Source organism: Hespellia stercorisuis DSM 15480 (assembly GCF_900142165.1).
GTDB lineage: Bacteria > Bacillota > Clostridia > Lachnospirales > Lachnospiraceae > Hespellia > Hespellia stercorisuis.
Genome location: NZ_FQZY01000009.1, coordinates 77,706 through 103,623 on the forward strand (window position 1 = coordinate 77,706; position 25,918 = coordinate 103,623).

At 45.9% G+C, this 25,918-nt stretch carries 24 protein-coding genes and 1 pseudogene; 22 read left to right on the forward strand and 3 right to left on the reverse strand.

Annotated features, from left to right (window positions below; all coding sequences use genetic code 11):
* Window positions 1-24: 24 nt before the first annotated feature.
* A complete protein-coding gene (locus BUB85_RS03370; RefSeq protein WP_073105168.1) occupies window positions 25-2,181 on the reverse strand; it encodes a Tex family protein in 2,157 nt (718 codons plus the stop codon).
* Between the two features lie 295 nt (window positions 2,182-2,476).
* Here BUB85_RS03370 and BUB85_RS03375 point away from each other — a divergent pair, with 295 nt between their 5' ends.
* The 13 genes from BUB85_RS03375 (at window position 2,477) to BUB85_RS03430 (ending at window position 13,340) form a co-directional block, all read left to right on the forward strand.
* Window positions 2,477-3,079: a TetR/AcrR family transcriptional regulator gene (locus tag BUB85_RS03375; protein WP_073105068.1), complete on the forward strand. Its 603-nt coding sequence runs from the start codon at window positions 2,477-2,479 to the stop codon at window positions 3,077-3,079.
* 75 nt (window positions 3,080-3,154) lie between these two features.
* Window positions 3,155-4,075, forward strand: coding sequence for a diacylglycerol/lipid kinase family protein (locus BUB85_RS03380; RefSeq protein WP_073105072.1), 921 nt, complete (start codon window positions 3,155-3,157; stop codon window positions 4,073-4,075).
* Window positions 4,076-4,150: 75 nt separating this feature from the next.
* The gene (locus tag BUB85_RS03385) at window positions 4,151-4,909 is read left to right on the forward strand and encodes a glycerophosphodiester phosphodiesterase family protein (protein WP_242945339.1); all 759 of its coding nucleotides are present in this window, start codon (window positions 4,151-4,153) and stop codon (window positions 4,907-4,909) included.
* A 117-nt stretch (window positions 4,910-5,026) separates the two neighbouring features.
* Complete coding sequence (locus BUB85_RS03390) at window positions 5,027-5,686, forward strand: phosphatase PAP2 family protein (protein WP_073105079.1); 660 nt, start codon at window positions 5,027-5,029, stop codon at window positions 5,684-5,686.
* A 201-nt stretch (window positions 5,687-5,887) separates the two neighbouring features.
* Window positions 5,888-6,187, forward strand: coding sequence for a hypothetical protein (locus BUB85_RS03395; protein ID WP_073105082.1), 300 nt, complete (start codon window positions 5,888-5,890; stop codon window positions 6,185-6,187).
* A gap of 148 nt (window positions 6,188-6,335) precedes the next feature.
* A complete protein-coding gene (locus tag BUB85_RS03400; RefSeq protein WP_073105085.1) occupies window positions 6,336-7,232 on the forward strand; it encodes a Cof-type HAD-IIB family hydrolase in 897 nt (298 codons plus the stop codon).
* Window positions 7,233-7,240: 8 nt separating this feature from the next.
* Window positions 7,241-7,396, forward strand: a complete 156-nt coding sequence (locus BUB85_RS21385) for a hypothetical protein (protein ID WP_159434611.1) — start codon at window positions 7,241-7,243, stop codon at window positions 7,394-7,396.
* Window positions 7,397-7,747: 351 nt separating this feature from the next.
* Window positions 7,748-8,971, forward strand: a complete 1,224-nt coding sequence (gene tyrS, locus BUB85_RS03405; protein ID WP_073105088.1) for a tyrosine--tRNA ligase — start codon at window positions 7,748-7,750, stop codon at window positions 8,969-8,971.
* A gap of 517 nt (window positions 8,972-9,488) precedes the next feature.
* On the forward strand, window positions 9,489-10,040 hold the full coding sequence (locus BUB85_RS03410; RefSeq protein ID WP_073105170.1) for a DNA-3-methyladenine glycosylase I: 552 nt from the start codon (window positions 9,489-9,491) through the stop codon (window positions 10,038-10,040).
* A gap of 102 nt (window positions 10,041-10,142) precedes the next feature.
* Complete coding sequence (locus tag BUB85_RS03415; RefSeq protein WP_073105092.1) at window positions 10,143-10,703, forward strand: phosphatase PAP2 family protein; 561 nt, start codon at window positions 10,143-10,145, stop codon at window positions 10,701-10,703.
* Between the two features lie 336 nt (window positions 10,704-11,039).
* Entirely contained in the window at window positions 11,040-11,501 is a 462-nt protein-coding gene (locus BUB85_RS03420; protein WP_073105096.1) for a LytTR family DNA-binding domain-containing protein, read from the forward strand.
* On the forward strand, window positions 11,498-12,211 hold the full coding sequence (locus tag BUB85_RS03425) for a LiaF transmembrane domain-containing protein (RefSeq protein WP_073105099.1): 714 nt from the start codon (window positions 11,498-11,500) through the stop codon (window positions 12,209-12,211). Before BUB85_RS03420 ends, BUB85_RS03425 begins: the two co-directional genes overlap by 4 nt.
* A gap of 283 nt (window positions 12,212-12,494) precedes the next feature.
* Window positions 12,495-13,340 carry a MerR family transcriptional regulator gene (locus BUB85_RS03430; protein WP_073105102.1) on the forward strand — a complete coding sequence of 282 codons (846 nt, stop codon included), beginning with the start codon at window positions 12,495-12,497 and terminating at the stop codon, window positions 13,338-13,340.
* Between the two features lie 125 nt (window positions 13,341-13,465).
* Here BUB85_RS03430 and BUB85_RS03435 read toward each other — a convergent pair whose 3' ends face one another.
* The gene (locus BUB85_RS03435; RefSeq protein WP_073105105.1) at window positions 13,466-14,506 is read right to left on the reverse strand and encodes a M42 family metallopeptidase; all 1,041 of its coding nucleotides are present in this window, start codon (window positions 14,504-14,506) and stop codon (window positions 13,466-13,468) included.
* 363 nt (window positions 14,507-14,869) lie between these two features.
* Between BUB85_RS03435 and BUB85_RS03440 the strand changes: the two genes are divergently transcribed.
* From BUB85_RS03440 to BUB85_RS03460, 6 genes and pseudogenes are all read left to right on the forward strand, one after another.
* On the forward strand, window positions 14,870-16,033 hold the full coding sequence (locus BUB85_RS03440; protein WP_073105108.1) for a DUF819 family protein: 1,164 nt from the start codon (window positions 14,870-14,872) through the stop codon (window positions 16,031-16,033).
* A 264-nt stretch (window positions 16,034-16,297) separates the two neighbouring features.
* The gene (locus tag BUB85_RS03445) at window positions 16,298-16,966 is read left to right on the forward strand and encodes a GntR family transcriptional regulator (protein WP_073105111.1); all 669 of its coding nucleotides are present in this window, start codon (window positions 16,298-16,300) and stop codon (window positions 16,964-16,966) included.
* Window positions 16,967-17,072: 106 nt separating this feature from the next.
* Entirely contained in the window at window positions 17,073-17,234 is a 162-nt protein-coding gene (locus BUB85_RS21390; RefSeq protein WP_159434612.1) for a hypothetical protein, read from the forward strand.
* A gap of 149 nt (window positions 17,235-17,383) precedes the next feature.
* Window positions 17,384-17,605: pseudogene (locus BUB85_RS22735) on the forward strand (aminopeptidase); the annotation flags it as partial.
* 30 nt (window positions 17,606-17,635) lie between these two features.
* The gene (locus BUB85_RS03455) at window positions 17,636-18,496 is read left to right on the forward strand and encodes a YitT family protein (protein ID WP_073105117.1); all 861 of its coding nucleotides are present in this window, start codon (window positions 17,636-17,638) and stop codon (window positions 18,494-18,496) included.
* A gap of 323 nt (window positions 18,497-18,819) precedes the next feature.
* The gene (locus tag BUB85_RS03460) at window positions 18,820-19,767 is read left to right on the forward strand and encodes an RpnC/YadD family protein (RefSeq protein WP_242945341.1); all 948 of its coding nucleotides are present in this window, start codon (window positions 18,820-18,822) and stop codon (window positions 19,765-19,767) included.
* A 124-nt stretch (window positions 19,768-19,891) separates the two neighbouring features.
* Here the strand turns inward: BUB85_RS03460 and BUB85_RS03465 are convergent, their stop codons facing one another.
* Complete coding sequence (locus tag BUB85_RS03465; RefSeq protein ID WP_073105120.1) at window positions 19,892-21,202, reverse strand: alpha-amylase family glycosyl hydrolase; 1,311 nt, start codon at window positions 21,200-21,202, stop codon at window positions 19,892-19,894.
* A 152-nt stretch (window positions 21,203-21,354) separates the two neighbouring features.
* Between BUB85_RS03465 and BUB85_RS03470 the strand changes: the two genes are divergently transcribed.
* The 3 genes from BUB85_RS03470 to BUB85_RS03480 all read left to right on the forward strand — a co-directional run bounded on the left by BUB85_RS03470 (window position 21,355) and on the right by BUB85_RS03480 (window position 25,851).
* Entirely contained in the window at window positions 21,355-22,461 is a 1,107-nt protein-coding gene (locus BUB85_RS03470) for a DUF362 domain-containing protein (RefSeq protein WP_073105123.1), read from the forward strand.
* A gap of 454 nt (window positions 22,462-22,915) precedes the next feature.
* A complete protein-coding gene (gene licT, locus BUB85_RS03475) occupies window positions 22,916-23,752 on the forward strand; it encodes a BglG family transcription antiterminator LicT (protein WP_073105126.1) in 837 nt (278 codons plus the stop codon).
* Window positions 23,753-23,943: 191 nt separating this feature from the next.
* The gene (locus BUB85_RS03480) at window positions 23,944-25,851 is read left to right on the forward strand and encodes a beta-glucoside-specific PTS transporter subunit IIABC (RefSeq protein WP_073105129.1); all 1,908 of its coding nucleotides are present in this window, start codon (window positions 23,944-23,946) and stop codon (window positions 25,849-25,851) included.
* The last annotated feature ends 67 nt before the right edge of the window (window positions 25,852-25,918 follow it).

The window sequence follows — 25,918 nt, forward strand, 5'->3', positions numbered from 1 at the left end:
ATTGACATTTTGCTCTGTCCCTTTTTAGCTTATCCCTTTCATTGTCAACTGAATCCGCTTCTTCTGCAGATCCACACTCATGACCTTCACGTCCACGATATCGCCAACGCTCACGACTTCGAGGGGATGCTTGATGTACTTTTTATCCGTGATCTGGGAGATGTGTACCAGACCGTCCTGGTGGACGCCGATGTCCACAAATGCGCCGAAGTCAATGACATTGCGGACGGTGCCCTTTAAGATCATGCCTTCTTTCAGATCCTTCATGTCCAGCACGTCGGTGCGCAGGATTGGCTTTGGCATCTCATCACGCGGGTCGCGCGCCGGTTTCTCAAGCTCCTTCACGATGTCGCGGAGCGTGATCTCACCGACGCTCAGCTCTTCGGAAGTCTTTTTGTAATCTTTGATAGTCAGTGACAATCCGGTCAGATTGCCTCCGGTGATATCTGCCGGTGAGAAGCCCTGCTTTGTCAGAAGCTTTTCGGCTGCTGCGTAGGATTCCGGATGAACACCGGTCCCATCCAGTGGATTCTTTCCGCCGGTGATGCGCATGAATCCGGCACACTGCTCGAAGGCCTTCGGTCCAAGCTTCGGCACCTTCAGAAGCTGTTTTCTGTCTGTGAAGCTTCCGTTTTCCTCACGGTAGATGACGATATTCTTTGCAATCGTGCCGGAGATACCGGAAATGTAGGAGAGAAGTGGAGCAGAAGCCGTGTTGAGATCCACGCCGACTTTATTCACACAATCCTCCACCACACCGGACAGAGATTCGTTCAATTTCTTCTGGTTCATGTCGTGCTGATACTGTCCTACTCCGATGGACTGGGGATCGATTTTCACTAACTCGGCGAGTGGGTCCTGCAGACGTCTCGCGATGGAGGTGGCGCTGCGCTGTCCCACGTCGAAATTCGGAAATTCCTCGGATGCCAGCTTGCTCGCGGAATAGACGGATGCGCCCGCCTCATTTACGATGATGTACTGCACCTTCTCCGGGATTTCTTTTAATAATTCTACAATAAACTGCTCTGACTCGCGGGAGGCGGTTCCGTTCCCGACAGAGATCAGGGTAATGTGATATTTGCTGATGATTTTCTTTAACAGATCCTTAGAAGCCTGGATCTTCTTCGGTGTAGTTGGTGCGGTCGGGTAGATGACCGTGGTTCCGAGCACCTTGCCGGTCGGATCTACGACGGCCAGCTTGCAGCCGGTACGGAATGCCGGATCCCAGCCAAGAACGACCTGCCCGGCAATCGGAGGCTGCATCAGAAGCTGGTGCAGATTTTTGCCGAAGACATCGATGGCGCCATCCTCCGCCTTTTCAGTCAGATCACTTCGGATCTCACGCTCGATAGCCGGTGCGATGAGACGTTTGTAGCTGTCCTCCGCCACTTCTTTCAGAATGGGTGTGGTGTACGGATTGTCGGAATGAATCGTTTTCTTTTCCAGATACCGGATGATATCCTCCTCCGGGGCCTCGATCTTGACGCTCAGGATCTTCTCTTTCTCCCCGCGGTTCAGCGCCAGAATGCGGTGGCCGACCAGCCTGGAAACAGGCTCCTCAAATTCATAGTACATCTCGTACACAGACTCGGCCTTCGGATCCTTCGCTGCCGAGATGATTTTTCCCTTTGCTGCGGTCTGTTTCCGAATCCAGATACGGTAATCTGCTTCATCGGAAATGGATTCCGCGATGATATCCTTCGCTCCGGCGACAGCTTCTTCGGGGGTGGCAACTTCTTTTTCCACGTTCACATACGCCTGTGCCAGCTCGATGATTGGTTTATCCGCCTTTTGCAGCGTGATGGTGGCAGCCAGCGGCTCCAGTCCTTTCTCCTTCGCAATGGTTGCGCGTGTGCGGCGCTTCGGGCGGTACGGGCGGTAGAGATCTTCCACCACGACCAGTGTCTCAGCGGCAAGGATCTGCGCCTTTAGCGCATCAGTGAGCTTGCCCTGCTCCTCGATGCTTCCCAAAACCTGTTCCTTTTTCTCTTCCAGATTGCGCAGGTAGAGCAGGCGCTCGTGGAGCTTTCTCAATTGTTCGTCGTCCAGTGAACCGGTGACTTCCTTCCGGTATCGTGAGATGAAAGGGATGGTGTTCCCCTCGTCTATTAAATTCACGGCAGCGTCAATCTGCCAGCGTTTTACATCCAGTTCTTCGGTCAGTCTTTGATTAATATCCATAAAAATATTCTGGTATAATACACTCAGGAATCCAGCAGCTATGAGTCTGTCGTGCTGCGCATTTAAAGATTCTTTCGTTATCATGTCGGGTGCATTATAGTTCCCTTTCTTTTTTCGTACGGTATGATTATACTAAATTTCGCGGAGGATGGCAACGAAAAGAGTACACTCTGTTTTTGGGTGGTATTTTATATAGAAAGGTGTTAAAATGAAGACAAGAAAAGAAACACAGAGACAGTCCGGCAGCTTTTCACCATCGCTGCCGGAAGAAAAAGAGCGAAAAAGGGAGTAAGATATGAGTGAACACATAGAGTTATCCAAACAGCAGCAAAAGTCTAAAAAGACGAAGGAACGGATTTTTCGTGCGGCCAAGACCATCCTGCAGCGGAGTGGCTATGATGAACTCTCGATAAAAAATATATGTGAGGAGGCGGGGGTGTCCAACGGCAGCTTTTATCATCACTTCAAGACGAAGGACGATCTGCTGTCCTACTACATTGAGGACCAGCCGAGCATCAACCCGGATCTTCTGGATCTTCCGCGCAACCCGGGGGAGGTCAAGATTGCCATCATCCGCGTATATCTGAATTATGTAGAGTACTGTGAGGAGCTGGGGGTAGAGTTTATGTCCGGTTATTACAATCCGAAGAATCAGGCGCTGAATCCGGCAATCCGGACAGAGCGGCCGTATCCCATTGTGACGGTACAGCATTATGTGGAGCGGGCGATTGAAGCCGGAATTGTAAAATGTAATGTCGGTATTGAGGCATTTACCACAGACATACGTATGATCGTGATCGGCAACGTTTTCGAGTGGTGTCTGCGGGAGGGCGAGGCGGATTTCCACGGGAATATGAGACGCTCACTGGAAAAATATCTGGACAGTACACTGAGCTGACCGTCCGCTTTACAGGGAAAATCATACAGGAACAAATGAAGGAAAGATAACACAATAACAGAGAGGGAAATGCACATGTACACTTTTATTGTGAACCCCCATTCGCGCTCCGGAAGGGGACGAAAAATCTGGGACCAGATAAATGCAGTGCTGATCGAGCGAAAAATTGTCTATGAAGTCTTTTTTACAAAATATCAGAAGCATGCCACAAGATATGTCCGGGAACTGACTGGTGACGGTGGCTTCCACAAGATCATCGTTCTGGGTGGGGACGGGACCGTGAATGAAGTAGTCAACGGGATCATAGACTATAGTAAGGTGATTCTGGGCTATATCCCAAGCGGGTCCAGTAACGACTTCGCCAGAGGCTATGGTCTGCCGACGGAGCCGCTGGCGGCGCTGGAGAATATTCTGGCAGCAGAGCACATCGTATTGATGGATGTGGGGGTGCTCCACTATCAGAAAAAGACCAGAAGCTTTGTGGTCAGCACCGGGCTGGGATTTGACGCGGCAATCTGCCATCAGGCGGTGGTCTCCAGGTTGAAGGTGGTGCTGAACAAGTTCAGGTTGGGCAAGCTCACCTATGTGGGAATCGCCATGAACCGTCTGTTTTTGGATGAGCCGGTGACCATGAGCCTGTCGGTGGACGGCGGTGACCCGGTGGTGTTTCCAGGGACCTATTTTATTGCAGTCATGAATCACTGCTACGAGGGCGGTGGATTTAAGTTTTGTCCGGATGCGAAGACGGATGACGGGCTGCTGGATGTGATCGTGGTGTCAAAGCTGACAAAGAAAAAGGTTCTGTTTCTTCTGCCGACGGCATTTAACGGGCATCACGTAAGATTCCGGGGTGTCGACATTTATCGGGGAGCCGACATCAGAATCCACTCAGAGAAGGCACTTCCGGTTCATACTGACGGGGAGCCAGTGTTCCTGCAGAGGGACATTTCTGCTACTGTGGCGGAGAAACAGTTGAGAGTAATTGTGGCAAAATAGGAGATAAAAAACATGTTACACACAGGCATTATTATTTTATTGATTATATTGACATTTCTTGGGGGATACTCATATATGATATGTCCCAATCTTAAGAGAAAAGAAAAATTTGCGCCATATATGCATATCGAGTGGGCACATCGGGGGCTCCATAATAAAGAGCAGATGATTCCGGAAAATTCCATGGCAGCGTTTCGCAATGCAGTCGATCACAATTACGGAATCGAATTGGATGTGCATCTCACGAAGGACACCAAAATTGTGGTCTTTCACGACGATGATCTGAAGCGGGTCTGCGGCGTCGACGGAACCATAGAAAAGCTGACTTATGAAGAACTACGGAAATATAGTCTTCAGGGCACTTATGAGAAGATTCCGCTTCTCTCGGAGGTCCTGGATTACGTGGATGGCAGGGTTCCGCTTCTGATTGAAATCAAGATGCAGAACCGCAATACCAGAGTGTGTAAGTATCTGAGACAGGAACTGGCAGGTTACAAAGGGGAATATCTGATCCAGTCGTTTAATTCGCTGGCAATCAGATGGTACAAGGTGAACTGCCCGGGGATTCTCAGGGGACAGCTGGCATCGAATCTGACGGCGGATGACAAATCGACACCTTATGTTCTCCGGTTTATTGTGAAGAATCTGCTGGCCAATGCATTCTGTAAGCCGGATTTTATTTCCTATAAGCTGAAGGACAGCTGCAATCCGTCGTTCTGGATCAACCAGCACATTTACCGTGTGCCGACGGCGGCGTGGACGCTGCGGACGCCAGAAGCGCTGGAAGAAGCAAAGAAGAGGTTTGAAATGTATATTTTCGAAAAGAATTATTAAGGTTTTGTGAACTGGATTGTTCTATTGAGAAAATAGTGCTATAATCGAATCGTTCTTGAGAAAATAAGAAAAACTATTAATATGTGGAAAGTTTTGCATATAAGGGGAGTTGTTCATATGAATAAAATTGGGGCAGCACTAAAAAAATACAAACATGCATGGGTTTTGCTCTATGTCTTTATTTATATGCCCTGGTTTGTGTATCTGGAGCGCCATGTGACGACCGGGTACTATATCATTCACAGTAGTCTGGATGATAAGATTCCGTTTGTTGAGTATTTTATAGTGCCGTATTGTTTATGGTTTATATTTATTGTAGTGGTCGTGGCGTACTTTTTCTTTACGGACGTTCCGGGCTTTTACAAATTAACGACATTTTTGTTTACCGGGATGACCATATTCCTGCTGATATCCACCGTTTTTCCGAATGGTCTGATGCTTCGTCCGACAACATTCGTCCGGGACAATGTATTTGTGGACATGGTGAAGATGCTTTATGCGGCGGACACATCGACTAATGTGTTCCCGAGTATCCACGTGTTCAATTCAATCGGTGTGTGCGTGGCAATTGCTCACAGTGACAAGCTGAAGGAGTACAGAGGGGTTCAGATTGCGAGTTACTGTCTTGCAGGGCTCATTATTCTGGCAACCATGTTCCTGAAGCAGCATTCAGTAGTGGATGTGATGGGTGCCATAGTGATGTCGCTGATTATGTATCAGGTCGTGTATGTGACCGAGACGAGAAAAGAGCGGAGAATTTCCAGACAGATGATCTGAAAATAATAAAGCGAGCAGGGCTTCTGTCATTTTAGAAGATGGCAGGGGCTCTTTTTGACCTGAAGGGCAGCGTAGCTGCATGATGTTCATGAGCAAGTAGCAGAGCGGATTGCGAATGTCCGCTTTACGGAACAGTTCTTGTGTCCGACAGGAGAAAAGCGTATAATGAATCTATAAAAACGACAAAAGAGGAGGAAACAAATGGACACATTTATGGTTACCGTGGCACTTATGGTGCTTTTTATAATTGAGGGAATCATCATAATCGCAACAAAGAAAATCCCCCGTATGGGAACAGACAAATATACAGCGGAGTCGATACGTGCCTATGCAGTGCCAAGAGGAATCACAATCATTCTTTTCTCGCTCTCTGTAATGGGATTTTCTTACGCACTGCGTAAAACAAGTTTTAGCAGGATTTCGTTGATTGCATTTATTATACTGGTTATAATGGTCATAGTGCATTTTGTTATCAAGAAAAAGATGTTGGTAAAAAAATAAGTCTTAATTCAATATGGATTTCAGGGGCTCCCTATCACCGGATAGGGGCTCTTTACATCTCAGGACAAATGTGAAAATCAGAAATGGAAGGTCTTGTGGATGGGGGCACTGCGGATAAACAACGATTATAGAAATAAGGAGCAGACAGATGATAAAATTAATTGCCTCAGATTTAGATGGTACATTACTAAATGGGGAACATAAAATTTCAGAGACTACGAAAGCGGCGATTAAGCGGGCAAAAGAGCAGGGAATCGAGTTCATGGTCTCGACTGGACGAAACTATAGTATGACAAAGGATGTGATGGCAGAGGCAGGGATGCGCTGCGCTGGAATCATGTCCAGCGGCGCGGAGGTCTGGTCGGAGGATGGAAGACTCGTGCGGAAGACACCGCTGACGGCGGCCAGCCTGATCGGGATTACCGAGATGGCAGACAAGTATCCGGTGGCAGTCCGGCTGTTCACCAGAGAAGGCGATTTCATGGTCGGTACATACGAGGAGATGGTGGACTCCATGATCGAGGATTTCAAATTCTTCCGGAAGACAGATTCCACGGAGGAGATTCAGTCCGATCCGATGTTTATCAGGCTGTTGGACAATATGCAGAATGTCGATTCGGTGGAGACCCTGATCAAAAATAACACATTTGTATATAAAGTATTTATTTTCTCGTCCAATCTTGAAGTAATTGAACAGCTGAAAAAGGATCTGGAGCATGTGGACGGAATTGCATCGGCGGCATCCTCTGAGAGCAATATCGAGGTGACTGATATTCGTGCACAGAAAGGCCTTGTGTTGAAGGAAATCATGGAAGAGCGCGGTTATACGATGGATGAAGTTATGGTGCTCGGGGACAGTCTGAATGATTATTCAATGATTTCTATGGACTACGGTGTGACGGTTGCTATGGGAAATGCGATCGATGAGCTGAAGGCCGTGGCGAAATATATTGCGAAGACGAACGTAGAGAATGGTGTGGCGGATGTGATTGACAGAGTGCTTGCAGATGATGGAAGCCTGGAGGAATTGAGAAATAACAGGTAAATTGGCTCTTGACAAACCGTGTAGATCTGCGTTACTATGCAAGTTATGGAGCAGATGCCATACAAAGCAGACTTTGTCTGTGGAATCTGCGCAAATTAAATAGCGAAAAGCGAAGAAGAGAACAAGTAGTGATGGCAGAGAACACACAGAAAGTAACCGGTTGATGAGAGGTGCGTGGGAAGGCAGTCATGAATACATCTCGGAGCTTCACACCGAAAGCGGAGCATATGTTTTCAGACATATATTTTCGGAACATTCATTTTATGCGTGTATGTTTTGTGCGAGTAGGCTGTGACGGAGCGGTTCACGTTAACGGACTGAGTTGTTTTGAATGTTTGGTTTTAACGAATTTAAGACAGACTCACAGAGATAAACATGCGAGAGTAGTTTATGAATAAAGGTGGTACCACGAGTTTTAGCCCCTCGTCCTTTTTGATAAGGATGAGGGGCTATTTTTATAATGAATAGGAAATATACCAAAACAATCTGGTCACAAAAAAGAGAGGAGATTACACATGAAAATTTACGACGAATTAAAAGCAAGAGGCTTAATCGCCCAGGTAACAGATGAGGATCTGATTGCAGACCTGATAAACAACGGAAAGGCAACTTTCTATATCGGCTTCGATCCGACCGCGGACAGCCTTCACGTGGGACATTTTATGGCACTCTGTCTGATGAAACGCCTTCAGATGGCAGGCAACAAGCCAATCGCTCTGATCGGTGGCGGAACGGGCATGATCGGAGACCCGTCTGGAAGAAGCGACATGCGTCAGATGATGACAACAGAGACAATCCAGCACAACTGTGACTGCTTCAAGGAGCAGATGAGCAGATTTATTGATTTCTCAGAGGGCAAGGCTCTGATGGTAAATAATGCAGACTGGCTGATGGATCTGAATTATGTAGATCTGCTGCGTGAGGTCGGAGCACACTTCAGCGTAAACCGTATGCTGGCGGCAGAGTGCTACAAGCAGAGAATGGAAAAGGGACTGAGCTTTCTGGAATTTAACTACATGATCATGCAGAGCTACGACTTTTATGCATTGTTCCAGAAATATGGCTGTAACCTGCAGTTCGGCGGGGATGATCAGTGGAGTAACATGCTCGGTGGTACGGAGCTGATCCGCAGAAAACTCGGGAAAGATGCCAGCGCTATGACCATCACACTGCTCCTTAACTCCGAGGGGAAGAAGATGGGCAAGACTCAGTCCGGTGCGGTATGGCTGGATCCAAAGAAGACATCACCGTTTGAGTTCTACCAGTACTGGAGAAATGTGGCAGATGCAGACGTACTGAAATGTATCCGTATGCTGACATTCCTTCCGCTGGAGGAAATCGACAAGATGGACAGCTGGGAGGGAAGTCAGTTGAACCAGGCAAAAGAAATCCTTGCGTTCGAACTGACAAAGCTAGTTCATGGAGAAGAGGAGGCGCAGAAAGCGCAGGAGAGTGCAAAGGCACTGTTCAGTCAGGGGAATGCGGCGGATATGCCGACGACCGAACTGACGGAAGAAGATCTGACCGATGGAAAGATCGACATTCTGACAATGCTCGTGAAGAGTGAGCTGGTTCCATCCAAGTCAGAAGCGCGTCGTGCAGTACAGCAGGGCGGAGTTTCCGTGGATGGAGAAAAAGTGGCAGACATCCACGCAGAGTTCGGTGGGGATGCATTTGCGGAAGAAGGGCTTGTTCTGAAGCGAGGAAAGAAGAATTTCCGTAAGGTTGTGCTGAAATAAACAGGATAGGATTCTGAAAGACTATGCAGGTAAAATGAGACATCGGGGGAATGATCGTTCCCCCGATGTCTTTATATACCTCGCTGTCTTTATTTCTTGACAGTCAGATACCGGTATGCTATCATAGCATCATTCACAGCATTTCAAGCTGTAAAATTCATACTTATCAAGGCGGCATCCGCCAATATTTTCAAGTCTTTATAATACAAAAAGGTATATTTGCTATTGCGGAAAGTGCACAGTGCCATGTATACTTAAAGGAGGAAAATGAATGACAAAAACGCATATGGGCAGAGTACTCCAAGTCGTGGATGACCGATTGGAATATGATGAACACGCAAAAAATCTGTTGAGCGATAAACTGGTGCTGGCCTGGCTTATGTCGAGTGCGGTTGAAGAAGTAAAAGGAATGGCAATCGGCGAAATCATTGGATGCATCGAACTATATTGGAAATGCTATGACAGAGTACTCTATGAAAAAGAGGGATCTGGCTGCAATAATAAAAACGGGGGAAACATGACGGAGAAAAAAAGATGCGGATGGGTGAATCTGAAGAATCCGCGCTATGTGCATTATCATGACGACGAATGGGGAAAACCACATTTTGAAGACGCATATTTTTTTGAAATGTTAATTCTGGAAAGCTTTCAGGCGGGATTGTCCTGGGAGTGTGTCCTCAATAAAAGAGAAGCGTTCAGAGAAGCATTTGACGGGTTTGATTATGAAAGGATCGCGGTTTATCCGGATGAAAAGCTGGACGAGCTGGCGCAGAACAAAGATATCATCAGAAATCGTCTGAAGATTCGTGCAGCAAAAAATAATGCGAAAATATTTATGGAGATTCAAAAGGAGTTTGGATCGTTCTCAGATTATATATGGGGGTTTACAGACGGAAAGGTAATTGCAAATAGAGATGGAGTTGTGAGAGCAACCTCTCCGCTATCTGATCAGGTTTCAAAGGATTTGAAAAAAAGAGGGATGAAATTTGTTGGTTCAACAATTATTTATTCTTATCTGCAGGCCGTCGGTGTCATTGACGATCATGACGAGGAATGCAGTTTTTACTAGAAAATGAGACTTCTTGCTCATAAGCAGCAGTAGACATAAGGTGCAGAGCCAAGTGGTGGAGCGAATTACGAAAATTCGCCAGACAAAAAGAAAGAGGTATGTATGCAGTGGTTGATGGAGCTAGACGGAAATATCCTGTTGTGGATACAAGACTATATACGGCATGATTTTATGGATGGATTTTGGAAAGCGATTACAGCTCTGGGCAATGCCGGGATTTTGTGGATTGCATTGACCATCCTTCTGCTCTGTATCCCAAGGACAAGACAAATTGGTGTGGCATGTGCGCTTTCGTTGATTATAGAGGCACTGCTTGTAAACGTAGTACTAAAGAATCTGGTGGCAAGAGTCCGTCCGTATGAGGTGATAGAGGGACTTCAGATTTTGATCGCAAAGCCCCACGACTGGTCATTTCCCTCGGGGCACTCCGCTGCATCTTTTGCGACTGCGATGGTTTGTCTGAAAATGGCACCGAAGAAGTACGGAGTTCCGGTTGTAATTCTGGCATCAATGATTGCATTTTCCAGACTGTATGTGGGGGTTCATTATCCGACGGATGTGGTGGCCGGAATCCTGATTGGCTGTGGGTCTACATGGATAGCCTGCAGGATTGTGCAGACGTGGATGACAGGAAGAGAGAAAGAAAAATGTAAGAGCGAATGAGAAGCGGGTCTGTTTTGATCAGTACTTCAAGGGAATCGGGGACATACAAAATTGATGATTTTGTATGTCCCCGATTCCTATATAAATACTTATCGGAAATGAATCCCCCTGTAAGTATCGCTGCAAGTATCCTCCTTACCCGTCCCACCCCTGGTGCGCGATGCTTCGGAAGTGGGGGGATTGCTTTAGGACCTACAAAATACGTCGTACGGAGATTCCGGCGGCACATCGTGGGAAGGAATATGCGCATCTTAGGGGCGATTTTTGACCGCTTACCGAAAATCCATTTACACCATCGTTATTTTATGTAAAATAAAGAGTGTGGAGAGGGTGCATATGAAAATACGAATTGAAATTGATCAAACCATAGCGGAGGAAGAGATTGTGATCCGCTGCCGGGAACTGAGCGAAGAACTGCAGCGCATACAGCGCGCGATAATTGAGGAAACGGAGAAGGGTGCCAGCTTTGTCTTTTATAAGAACGAGAAAGAATACTACCTTCCGTTGGACGAGATTTTGTTTTTTGAGACAGAAGGAAATATAATGTGGGCACATACGGCAGGTGACCTGTATAAAGTCAGGTATAAACTGTATGAACTGGAAGAACTGCTGCCGTCCACATTCATCCGGATATCGAAATCAACGATCGTGAATGTGGGACACATTTATTCTATTGAGCGCGGATTATCGTCAGTCAGTACCGTGCAGTTTCAGGGAACACACAAGCAGGTATATGTTTCCAGGCACTATTACAAATTGCTGAGAGACAGAATGGAAGAAAAGAGGTTAAGATTATGAAGAAGAGAAACTGGTTCTGGGGACTGTTTTTTATTATGGCAGCCGTATGTTTATTACTAAGCAGGATGGGATTTTTTTATTCGGTTGGAATATTCAGACTGTTTCTGACCGTTGCGATTGCAGCATGGCTGTTTGGAAGTCTGCGTCGTGCGGATGTTGTAGGAATTTTGTTTTCAGCAGCATTTCTGGGTATCACATACGCAAAAGAACTGCATATTACGGCAATCACACCGTGGCCGATTCTCGGGGCGGCATTGTTGGGGAGCATCGGGTTATCCTTTATGTTTCCGAAATTGAAAAATCCTTATTACGATCAGGGGAAAAGGCATTGGGATGGGGAGAATAAGGAGCATTTTGACACAATTGACAACGTAGAAGACAGCCACATTGAGTTTGACACTTCATTTGCCTCTGCAATCAAGTATGTAAATGCAGATAATCTCCAAACAATAAACTTGAACTGCAGCTTTGGGGCGATGAAAGTATTTTTTGATAATGCAATGATTCAAAATGGAAATGCCGTGGTGAATCTCAATGTTTCATTCGCCGGCGTCGAGCTGTACATTCCTAAGACATGGAAAATAGTAAACAATACCTACGTATCGCTTGGCGGAATTGAAGAAAAAAACCACGATCAGAGTACGGGGCTGCCGACGCTCACAATGACAGGAAGAGTGAGTTTCGCAGGGATAACAATTATTTATGTCTAAGGTCGGAGATGGCTGCGGGGTGGAACAAAACGAGATAAAACAAAATGAGATACAATATATCAATGATCCCCCGGGAGCAGCCGATACAAAAGTATATTTATAAAATAAAAACAGATATAGTGCAATGCTGAATGGAGTATGGCGTTCCGATAAAGGAGACCGCCATACTTCATTTAGCGCTATGCTGTAGTTTTGCGAAAATTCCCGGAGAAAATGCAAAAAACATTGACTGTAACCCTTGTTTACATCTTATACTTAAGGCAAAAGGAAGGAGATGCTGAATATGACGATAAAAGAAGTAGAGGAACAAACCGGACTTCCACGTTCTAACATTCGTTTTTACGAAAAAGAGAATCTCATAGACCCTTCGAGAAATAAAAATAACGGTTACAGGGATTATTCGGAAAAAGATGTGGAGAACATAACGAAGATTGCATATTTACGAACACTGGGGATTTCCATTGAGGATATTCGAAATATTGTCGAAGATAAAATGACGCTGCGTGATGCAGTAAAAAAGCAGGCCGCTGTTTTGAACAGTCAGATCACGGATCTGAATAAAGCGAAAACAATGTGTGAGAAAATGCTCAGTGAAAACGAGATATGCTTCGACGAACTGGCGGTTCAGAAGTATGTGGCAGAATTAGGGGTTTATTGGGATGAAAACCGGCCGGTATTCAAATTGGACTCAGTCAGCTTTTTATACATATGGGGGAGTCTTATTACGTGGGTGGTGATTATTTCCTTATGTCTGGGGACGGCTCTCCTGTTATATGGAAAACTTCCGGCAGAAATTCCGGTACAGTGGAGCAGAGGAACTGTATCTTCGCTGGCGGATAAAAAATGGATTTTCGTTTATCCGGCAGTCTGCATCATAATCCGTTTTTTTTTAAAACCATATATTTATGTGAGATTAAAAATGAATAATCTTTATGGCAGCATTATTGCAGAGTACCTGACGAACTATATGTGCTTTATAGCATTGTCAATCGAGATATTTTCCGTTCTTTTTATATTTGGAGTGGTCCGGAATATCGTGATACTTTTGCTGGCGGATACGGTTGTGCTTATTGGTTTGCTGGCCATTGGAATTATTAAAATGGATTTGAGGAGAAACAGGATACTGTGAGGCGGTGGCAGCACAGTGACAATTAGGGACAGACAATTGGACAATTGGGGACGTAGTAAAACTGCAGTTTTACTACGTCCCCAATTAATAATTACTCTGTCCCCAATTGCTAAATCATCCCCAATTTAGATCAGTTCCAGATATGCTGCCATCAGTTTCAGCGTGTTCATGAGCCCGTCCATGTGTGTTCTTTCCATACCGTGTGATCCATGGACACCCGGTCCGATCAGCGCAGCTCTCACATCATTCCCTGAACGCCAGAGTGCGGCCGCGTCAGAGCTGTAGCGAGGGTAGATATCCGTTGCGTAGTCGATTTCATGTTTGACGGAAAGCTGGATCAGCTCCGTTGTCATGTCGTAATCATATGGTCCGAAAGTATCCTTGGCGCAGATAGAAACCTGTTCTTCCTTACAGGTCAGATCATCGCCGACACATCCCATATCCACAACCAGCAGTTCTTCGATATCGGCTGGAAGAGTAGCTCCGCCGTATCCGATCTCTTCGTGGGTGGTAAAGCACAGGTAGGTCTTCTTCGCCGGTTTGAGATTCTCATCCTTCATGATCTTGAGCAGTGTGAGAAGCAGCGTCGCGCAGCCCTTATCATCGATAAAACGAGATTTTAAAAATCCGCTCTCCGTAAATACGGTCTTAGGTTCATAGCAGATATAATCTCCCGGCATGATACCGAGCGCCTGCACATCCTCCACGGAATGTACGGTTTCATCAATGCGGACAGCCATGTTCTTATCGTCACGAGGACGGTCAGAGGCATCCGGAAATACATGGATGGCAGGAGAGAGGGAGAGAATGGTTCCGGTATAAACCTTGCCGCTTCTGGTGTAGATGTTGCAGTATTCACCGTCCAGAGTTGGAAGAATCGGGGAACCGACAGCAGACATCATCAGATATCCCTCGGAAGTGATGGAACGCACCATCAGTCCAAGCGTATCAATATGAGAGGAGAGTGCAACGGCATGGTCGTTGTCCTTGCCGTCTACTGTCACGATCACATTGCCAAGATTGGTCTTCTCGGTATGATAGCCCAGTGCAGCAGCAATGTCGTACACGTGCTGTGTAGCACGGGTGGTGAAGCCGGAGGCACTGTCAATGGAGAGGAGTGCATGCGCTTCTTGTCTGAAATAATCCTGGTATTGTTCGAAATTCATAATAAAACCTCCTGATAATAAAATTTATTGTTGAAATTGTCGCCTGTGTATGATAAGATACACGCATAGTAGATTGTTAACAATTTACAATAAACGGGACGAAAAGTCAAGTTTATTCGTGTTATTTGCGGAATTAGTGGTTGGCTGTTATGTGTTCAGGTGTATAACGGATGAACGTATTAAGACTGGGTAAGGCTGCAGTTGGATACATTACAGTCAGGTGGGTTTCAGAGGCACAGCAGGTGGAGACAATGCGGCGGAAATAACCGTCAGGATTGGCAGTGCCAGATGCGTCACGACCGCAAGAATTTTAGACAGATAACGTAAGACGAGAGAAAAAGGGGATTCTGAAAGGAGAACAAGATGAAGACACTCATCACGAGCACAGAAGGATTAATATTTGTAGTATTTATCATGGTAGCATTTTCCCTCTGGCTTCAAAGATTCAAAGTTTTTAAATCACTGGGACCGGTATTGACGGTAGTTGTAATCGGAATTATTTTGTCGAACACCCACGTGGTACCTATTTCACACGACTTCTATTCAGCGCTTTCTACATACTGCGTACAGGCATCCATCTGTATCTGCCTGCTGAGTATGAATATGACAGAGCTGAAGAAGCTGAACAGACAGCCGGTCATCGCGCTGATTTCAGCAATCTTCTCCGTATGTGTCATAGCGATTATTCTGGGAATTATATTTGCACCGAGAATCACAGAAGGATGGAAATGTGCAGGAATGTTTGTTGGAACATACACCGGTGGTACACCGAACTTAACTGCAATTGCGACAGGCCTGGACTGTTCAAGAGCAACACTGGCGGCAGCCAATGCAGCAGATTATGTAGTGTCCACACCACTGATGGTCTTCCTGTTTGCTGCACCGGCATTGATGAAAGCATCTAAACGCTGGGGGAAATTATGGCCATATCAGTTTACAGAGGAGGAACTGAGCGATGGCGATCACGAGCCGTTGATGTCAGATAAGAAATGGTCGATCAAGGATATCGCATGGCTCCTGACCATCGGATTTGGAGTTGCATTTATCACTACAGCAATCGCGAAGAACATATTCCCGGAGACCTTCTGGAAAGCGGGAAGACTGCTTCTTGTGACGACGTTTGCTATCGGTCTGGCACAGTTAAAACCGGTGAAGAAGCTTCGGGGAAATCTGGATCTGGGACTGTTTATCTCCTTGTGTTTCCTGGCGACCATTGGATTTGCAGTAAATCTGCAAGAGTTTATCGGTTCCGCATTCATGATGACACTTTACGTGTTCTGTATGCTGGTCGGATGCCTCCTGCTCCACTTTGTGATCTGCAGAATATTTAAAATCAAGTACGAGTATGTGCTTCTATCCATGGTCGGATGTATCGTGGATGGACCGACCGCATCGCTGACTGCGGCCGGAGCACAATGGAAATCACTGATCAACGTTGGTTTGATCATGGGGGTCATCGCGGGCGCCTGCGGAAACTATGTCGGCATATTTGTCGCCTATGCCGTGCGGGCACTGTGTGGATTATAAGTTCTGAAGTGAACAGTAAGGCTTGCAGACATAGTGCTGAAAATTTGAGATTCATGTTTCCCATTTTGTCCTTATTGTGCTAAAATGTCTCTATAAGAATATAAAAATATAGAGTGGGAACAATTTATAAGTGAAAATATGACCGGACAGCTAAATCTAAGTGATGCAAAACATCCGTTTTACTCTGTTCGGTATATTTTTACTAATTGTAATGGTCTGCCGGAGCGAATATCCGGTGGATCAGGGTGCGAGGTAAGTGAGATTATGGGAAAGATACATCATCAGACATTACGGGAAAGAGTAGAGGAGGAGATCCGGGCGAAAATCGTCAATCAGGAGTTGCTTCCTGGAATGAGGATCGTAGAACAGGATATCTCCGAAGAGCTTGGTGTCAGCCGTGGACCGATCCGCGAGGCACTGAGGCAGCTGGAACAGGAAGGGATGATTGAGTATACCCGGAATGTCGGCTGCTCCGTGAGAAAGAATACGCTGGAAGATTTATACGAAATTTATATGCTGCGCTCGACATATGAGATTCTTGCGGTGAGAGCCTTTGGAGGAAAATTCACCGAACAGGAATTAAAGCAGATGGATCAGATTCTGGAGCAGATGGGACAATTAGAAGACGACTATGGAAGTCTGGACTGTTGTGATTATGAACTGCACAGAATTATCATAGAAAAGTCTGGATTTGAACGGTTGATCAAGGCTTGGTCTGATCTGAATTACGGGAATGCAATTCGTTTTTGTACAACTGAGGCGAGACGAAAAGATATCGTCAAGAGACAGTATTCCGTGCATAAGGTAATTGTAGATGTCTGTCGGACGGGGGATGTGGAGAAGATATGTGAGGCATTGAACCAACATTACATGTCAACCGTGAAACGCTTGATGGAAGAGCAGAACATTTCTGACAGCCGTTTCAGATTTTAGCATATATCAACAAATCAGCGATGAAAAGACCGGTCACAAATGTGGCCGGTTTATTTTGGTGCAGATAATGAGATAATGAAATTAAAATTCAAAAAGGGAGATCATCATGGAAAGAAAAAACAGATGGAAAGATTATAATGAAACACAGCTTCAGGATTTAAACAAGATTGTCGAGCGATATAAAACCTGCCTCAGTCAGGCAAAGACCGAAAGAGAGACCATAAGATTGTCAATTCAGATGGCGGAGGAGAATGGCTGGATATTCTGATTGGCAGCAGACCGATGTCTGGAACAGAGGAAGAAAAGGAATTGGTGAAACAGACCATTCTTTCTCTTTTGAAAGAGCAGTTCGATGTAGAAGAGGAAGATTTCCTGTCAGCAGAACTGGAGATCGTGCCGGCTGGCAAAGCACGCGCAGTGTTTGACAAAGAAAATGTCGGTTTCCAGACGGGAGAACTTGGAAAGGTTGATCTGGGAGGCGGCGGAACCATCGCATTCATCATGGCAAACTATGGAATGCACGTGATTGACAGTGGCGTTGCAGTGCTGTCGATGCACGCACCGTATGAGGTGACCAGCAAGGCTGACGTCTACGAAGCTTACTGTGGATACAAAGCATTTCTTGCAAATATGGAGTAAACAGAGGAAAGGATTGAGTGTGATATTGAGATGAAAAAGAAAACGCGCAAGACGATTCTGAAAGAATACGGAATTTTGACAATTGGGGCGGTTGTTGTGGCACTTTCGGAATATCTGTTCAAGTTCCCGAACCATTTCAGCTTTGGAGGAGTGACCGGTATTGCGGTTATTCTGAGTGGAATGCTTGGGGGGACGGCAAGTACTTATACATTTGTGATCAACCTGCTTCTGATGGTTCTGGGGATAGTGGTGCTTGGAAAAAGCTTCGGCCTGAAAACGATTTATGTGACCCTGCTGTTTAACGTTACGTTGGAGCTGGCACAGTATGTGTATCCGATGAACGGGACTTTGACGGAGCAGCCACTTCTGGAACTGGTGTTTTCCTTCATGATCCTGGCGGTCGTGTCCGCGATTTTCTTTAATATGGATGCGTCCAGCGGGGGAACCGACGTCATCGCCATGATATTGAAAAAGTACACGAGCATTTCGATCGGGAAGGCACTGCTTGTTACAGATTTTTGCATTGTACTGTTATCATTTTATGTGTATGGGGCCACGGTGGGGCTATTCTCGCTGGCAGGTTTTCTTGCAAAATCATTTTTTATCGACAGTGTGACAGAGAGTTTGAATATGTGTAAATATTTCACGATCATATCCGGAAATCCGAGGCCGATCTGTGAGTACATCCAGCGGGAGCTGAAGCATGGGGCAACTATTTACGGGGCAGAAGGGGGGTTCACCCATGAGGAGAAGACGGTGATCATGACAGTCGTGAACCGGGAGCAGGCGATGATGCTGCGAAAATTTGTCCGGGAGACGGATGAGAAAGCATTTATGATGATTACGAACAGCAGCGAGATTATCGGCGAGGGGTTCAGGGAGAGTATCTGATCGTTCGCAATCATGTCTTTGCTGGTTCATACATCCGGTACATCGAGAAATTCAGGGACGTCTCCCTAAGTTCTGGTGTACCGGAATATTGGCTGGGGCAGGAAAGAAAAATGGGAAAAGAAAACTAGGACAAAAAGCACTTTGCTTCATATGACATTCTGTGATATAGTAATAAAATATTCATTCGGAGTTCTATCCGGAGAATTTGAGTTATTCCGGCATTTCGCCAAGTTACCCTTTTATTTTGAAGTAGATACAATGGGAATCTCGAGTGGTTTCTGTTGTGTTTATTTCATCTATCACTTATAATGGAGGAAGAAAACATGAAGCAGAAGCAAGTACTTGAGATTATTTATGACGACAAGACAGTTAAGGTGAGACGATCGTGGTTCACCAATTTTCTTTATCGGATATTCAGGATAAACAGAAAGCATAAAGACCGACTGTTTATCAAAGTGTTCAGTGATAAAAATGAACTGTTGAAGCTGTATAATGCGGTAAATCATTCCTGTTATACAAATGCAAAGGATTTGATTATCACAACTTTAGAAGATGCAGTCTATATGGGCATGAAGAACGACTGTTCATTCCTGATTGGAAATTATCTGAACCTGTACGAGCATCAGTCAACTTTTAATCCCAACATGCCACTTCGGGGATTACTGTATTTTGCAGGGGTGCTGCAGGGGTATCTGGCAGTTAATCAAATGGATATTTATGGAGAAAATCTAATTAAAATTCCAACTCCGAAATATGTTGTATTTTATAATGGAACTGATACAATTGCGGACAGGGTCGAAATGAAATTATCGGACGCTTTTGAAAATCCGGGTGGGTGCATGGAATTTACGGCAGTCATGTTGAATATCAATTTGGGACATAATAAAAAGATTATGGAGCAATGCAGGTTGTTGGAGGAATATGCAATATTTATCGAGCAGATTCGTGGCTTTCAAAACAAGGGATATGATTTGGAGGATGCAATTGATGTGGCAAGCGAATACTGTATTGAACATGATGTGTTAAAAAAATTTCTTCTTAAAAATCGAAATGAGGTGAGACAGTTGATTCTTACGGAATACGATGCGAAAAAACATATGGCAATTGTTGCGAAAAATGCGTTGGAAAGAGGTCGGGAAGAGGGACGAAAGGAAGAAAAAAACAATATTGCACGTAAGTTACGAAAACAAGGTTTACCGGTTTCAAATATATGTGAGTTAACGGGATTGTCAGAGGAAGAGATTCTGCTGTTAGAGCAGGAAGAAAATTAGAGTATATTGTTAAAAATATTATATGTAAAAATCATCAAGTGGCTGCCGTACTAATAAAAATCAGTGCGGCAGCCACTTGCTTTTTCAATCCCCAATTATGGAAGAACTGTTTTATGAGATCAGATCATTCACACTGCAGGTACATCACGCTGTAAGGCGCCATCACGACCTGTCCGTTCATCTCAACTTCTTCTCCGGTCAGCAGATCCACAGCAGTTCCCTGCAATGAGCCATCTCCGGCAGAGAACTCAGAATCCCCGGCGTTGATCGCGACCAGCATCCGGTCGCTGTCCGTGCAGCGCTCGAAGAGTAACTGGTGATTGGTCAGAACCACATTGCGGTAGCTGCCGTTGCAGAGTGCATCGCTGTCCTTGCGGACGGCGATCAGCTTTTTGATAAAGTCAGTCAGCTCATTCGGCATCGGCTCCTCAAAGCACGGGCGCAGAGCAAAATCGTTATCCGGTGCTTTTTCGCCTTCCTGCCCCCATTCACTTCCATAGTAAATACACGGGATTCCCGGCATGCCCAGAAGAAGTCCGTAAGCCAGTGGAATATGCTTTTTGTTGGTAAGAATGCTGGCCAGCCTCGTTACATCGTGGTTGTCCACGAAAGTCATAAGGTGCTTGCCCCGGTAAATGCACCAGTTCTCAGAACCGTACTGGCGGTTCAGGGAGTGTGCGATCTCAAACATATTCATGGAGTTAAAGCTGGAGAAAATACCCTTATAGCACTCATAATTTGTGCAGCTGTGCAGCATCTGGTCATTTACAATGATGTTGTAATCGCCGAAGAGCACTTCCCCGATCAGAGCAAAGCCGGGTTTGATTTCCTCACAGTAGGTGTGCAGACGGCGCATAAAGTTGTGATCCAGACTGTAAGCGACATCCAGACGCAGACCGTCGATGTCAAATTCATCTACCCAGAATTTGACACATTCCAGCAGATAGTCCACAACGGCAGGATTCTGAAGATTCAGCTTGACAAGCTCAAAATGCCCTTCCCATCCCTCATACCAGAATCCATCGTCATAATTGCTGTTTCCGTCAAAGCTGATGAGGAACCAGTCCTTGTACGCAGAGTCCCATTTCTTTTCCTGCACATCCTTGAACGCCCAGAAGCCGCGGCCTACGTGATTGAACACGCCATCCAGAATAATATTGACGCCATTTTCATGGAGGGAGGCGCAGACCTCTGCAAAGTCCTCGTTCGTTCCAAGACGGCAGTCAATCTGCTTGAAATCCCTGGTGTCATATCCGTGGCTGTCTGATTCGAAAATGGGATTCAGAATAATTGAGCCAATTCCAAGATTGCCCAGATATTCGCTCCACTCGATGATCTTGCGGATACGGGGAACCGTGACCCCGTCATTCTCAGTCGGTGCACCACAGAATCCAATCGGATATATTTGATAAAAAGTTTCGTTGTAAGCCCACATAAAGTCTACCTCTTCCTAATAAGTATTTTACCGCAGCATACACGCGGTTCGGATATAAATATGTTACCATAAGCAGTGACTTCTATCTAGTTTTTCTTTGTTAATAATGGTATAATTACAGCATTACAGGAAATTGTGAAAAGGAGAACATAATGGAAAAATCAAAAGTTTATTTCACCAACATGAGAACTACACCGACCATGAATCTGCAGCAGAAGCTGACAAAGCTTATGAAAACCGCGGGGATGGGCGATATTGACTTCGAGAATAAATACACAGCCATCAAAATTCACTTCGGAGAGCCGGGGAACCTCGCTTATCTCCGCCCGAATTATGCGAAGACCGTGGTGGATTTTATCAGGGCTCAGGGTGGCAAGCCGTTTCTGACAGACTGCAACACGCTGTACGTAGGCGGACGTAAGAACGCACTCGACCATCTGGACAGTGCGTACGAGAATGGATTTTCTCCGTTTTCTACGGGGTGTCACGTTATCATCGCGGACGGACTCAAGGGAACGGACGACGTGGAAGTGCCGGTGACCGGCGGCGAGTACATCACCAACGCGAAGATCGGCCGTGCAGTCATGGATGCCGATGTGGTCATTTCCCTGACACATTTCAAGGGACATGAGGCGACAGGATTTGGCGGAACCTTCAAGAACCTGGGTATGGGCTGCGGCTCCCGCGCGGGAAAAATGGAGATGCACAGCGCAGGCAAGCCATACGTGGAGCAGGAAAATTGTATCGGCTGCGGTATGTGCACCAGAATCTGTGCGCACGATGCGGCAGTTGTGACAGACGGCAAGGCGACGATCGATCATGACAAATGTGTGGGCTGTGGGCGCTGTATCGGTATCTGCCCGAAAGATGCGGTCTGTCCGGCCAGCGACGAGTCAAATCTGATTTTAAATAAGAAGATCGTAGAGTACACCAAGGCAATCATAGACGGCCGCCCGAATTTCCACATTAATATCGTAGTGGATGTATCGCCTTACTGCGACTGCCATGCAGAGAATGACGCACCGATCGTACCGAATATCGGAATGTTCGCATCCTTTGATCCGGTTGCCATCGATCAGGCCTGTGCCGATGCGGTGAACAGCCAGCCGGTGCTGGAGAACTCGCTTCTGGCGGAGTGCTGCCATGAGGGACACGATCACTTCGGAACGATTTTCCCGGAGACGGACTGGACCACGACCATCTCACATGCGAAAAAGCTCGGGATGGGGAATCCGGAATATGAGCTGATCGAGATATAGCAGCAAACGAAGAGAACATCGACATGCAGCTGTGCTGTAAGAATTAAGAAATCATCTGCAGGTGATACAACAAGTCAGGGTTATGTCTGATACATAAAGATCAATCCGAAAAAATGCACAAAATCATGGAGACATTTTTTAGCAATGTGCCAAAAAGAGATGTTGTCCTTGATTTCGAAATTTACATATGCTATGATTTAGAAAATTGATTGAGACGGATTGTTACTGGTTGTTATTTAACGATGCAGGCAAAACCAACATTGAGGTAGAGAAATTCTATTTATATGTTGGTTTTTTTTTATGCAAATTTGAACATCTGTAAGTATTCCCCCACTTTAAGTGCGTAGAGCACTAAGTGGTGGGTAAGGGGGATGCCAGCTTCGTGCCTGTGCAGATGAAATTCGCTTTTAACTGTATTGGTTCTGCAAAATTCTGAGAGAGGAAATCAAAACACATGATCATTCAAAAGGTTATTAACAACAATATTATCGCTTCTGTGGATGAGGCGGGATGCGAGATCATCGTGATGGGCCGCGGGCTTGGATTCGGCGTGAAAGCCGGACAGTCCGTGGATGAGAAGAAAGTTGAGAAAATCTTCCGTATGGAGACGGAGGAAGAGACAAACCAGCTGGCAGACCTGCTGAACGAAGTACCGATAGAGCGGGTGGAGATCACGAATGAGATCATTGATTATGCCAACACGGTGATCGAGACGGAGCTCAATAAGACCATTTATATCACACTGACGGATCACATCAATTTTGCGATCGAGCGGTATCAGCAGAATATCCAGTTCGCGAATCAGCTCTGTTGGGAGATCAAGAGATTTTATCCGAAGGAGTACAAAATCGGGCAAAAAGCAGTCGAGCTGCTCAGTGACAGACTGGACCTGAATCTGGTGGAGGACGAGGCGGCATCGATCGCGATGCATTTTGTAAATGCGGAACTAAAGTCCGGCAGGATTGAACAGACGGTTCAGATTACAAAGATTATTCAAAATTCACTGACCATTGTGAAGTATCATTACAGAATAGAGTTGGATGAGACATCTCTCGACTATGCGCGTTTTGTGACGCATATGAAGTTCTTTGCACAGCGGATGCTGAATGGAACGAAGGTAGAGAATCTGGATGACAAGTTCTGTATGCTGATCGAGAGACAGTATCCGAATGATTACAAATGCGCGGGTAAAATCGCTGATTATATATTTAAGGAATACGGCTATCAGGTGCCGGACGAAGAAAAGATGTATCTGACCCTGCACATCAAGCGGGTCGTTCTGAGAAAATAAATGTCGTATTAAAGCATACTGCAGATGCTTTATATAAATGTGGGAAACCACAAGGATGAGGGAGATCACAGAAAAAAGTGGTCGACCATGAAATAAGGGATGCCATAGAAAATATGGCTGACCGCAGGAGAGAGGGATGCTGCTCAAAATGTGGCTGACCGTAGAATGAACTAAAAATGGAGGAATGAATTATGGCAAGTAAGTATGATGGTCTGGCTAAGATTATTATCCAGAACGTAGGTGGAAAGGACAACATCAACCAGCTGACACACTGTGTCACAAGACTGCGTTTCAAGCTGAAGGATGAGTCAAAAGCAAATACAGAGGTATTGAAAAACACAGATGGAATTGTAACAGTTATGCAGTCCGGCGGACAGTATCAGGTAGTAATCGGCAACCATGTGCCGGACGTGTTCGCGGTAGTATGCGAGAAAGCACATATTGCAGCCGGAGAAGTGGCGTCCGATGCGCCAAAGGAAAAGATGGGCATCGGCGCAGCGTTCATCGATATGATCGCAGGCGTGTTCCAGCCGATGCTGGGCGTGCTGTGTGCAGCCGGTATCGTAAAAGGTCTGCTGGCGCTCTGGGCATTTTTCGATCCGAACGCGTCAGCATCCGGAGCATATCAGCTCTGGTATGCATTTGGAGACGGATTCTTTACGTTCTTACCTGTTGTACTAGGCTTTAACGCAGCGAAAAAATTTGGCGGCAATCAGTTTACAGGTATGGCAGTAGGTTTTGCTCTCTGTTATCCGGCAATTACGGCGATGGCAGGTGCGGAGGCAATCGGAAGTGTATTTACAGGAACCGGACTGGAGATGTCTTACAGCTCCACATTCTTCGGCATTCCGATCATCATGCCAAGCTCCAGTGGTTATGCGTCAACTGTGATTCCTGTAATCGTGGCAGTATACTTTGCATGCAAGCTGGAAAATGCACTGAAGAAAGTGATTCCGGACGTTGTAAAGTTGTTCGTGGTACCGGTGCTGACATTCTTCGTGATGATGCCTCTGACATTCCTGATCATCGGACCAGTCACCTCTCTGGCAGCAAATGTTATCGGAGTTGTATTTACCGCATTGTACAGCCTTCCTGTAGTCGGCGGTCTGGTCGGCGGTCTTCTGGTCGGAGCATTATGGCAGGTATTTGTTATGTTCGGTGTACACTGGGGACTTGTTCCGATCATGATGATCAACTTTGCAACAATTGGATATGATGTGGTCGTTACACCTTACTTCGCAGCATCCTTTGCACAGACAGCGGTAGTTCTTGCAATTATTCTGAAGACAAAAGACAAAAAATTAAAAGATATCGCAATTCCTGCATTTATCTCAGGCATCTTCGGTGTGACAGAGCCGGCGATCTACGGTGTGACTCTTCCAAAGAAAAAACCATTCGTAATCTCTTGTATTGCAGCCGGTATCGGTGGTGCGATCATGGGACTGATGGGCTGTAAGACATACATGATGGGCGGTATGGGCGTATTCGGATTCCCGATGTTCATCGGAGGAGATTCTATGAGCAGCCTGATCTGGTGCCTGATTGCCTGCGCGGCAGCAATGGCTGCAGCATTTATCATGACATTTGTAAGCTACAAGGATGAGGAACCAAAAAAAATAGAAGTAAAAAATGATGCAAAAACAGCAGCAAATGAGACAATCACTGCACCGGTCAAGGGTGAAGTGAAGCCACTCACAGAAGTAGAAGATGACGCATTCTCTTCAGAGGCCATGGGCAGAGGCATCGCAGTCGTTCCCGCAGAGGGCAGAGTATATGCACCATGCGATGGGGAGATCATGGCATTCTTTCCGACGGGACATGCAATCGGCATTCTGTCAGAGGGCGGAGCAGAGATTCTGATCCACGTAGGTATGGATACGGTACAGCTTGACGGAAAAGGATTTACACCGAAGGCCGCACAGGGAGACAAAGTGAAAAAGGGTGATCTACTGTTGGAGTTCGATATTGAGGCAATCAAGGCAGCAGGCCTGTCCACGGTGACTCCAATCATCATCACGAACACAGCGGACTATGCGGATGTCGTTGCGACAGATGCGAAGACAGTCGTGCCTGGAGATAACTTGATCACAGTACTGTAATTCCGGGGGAAACCTGCGGCCTGATAATAGCAGTAAAAGTGATGGAATATGAAAACGGAAAGAGTAA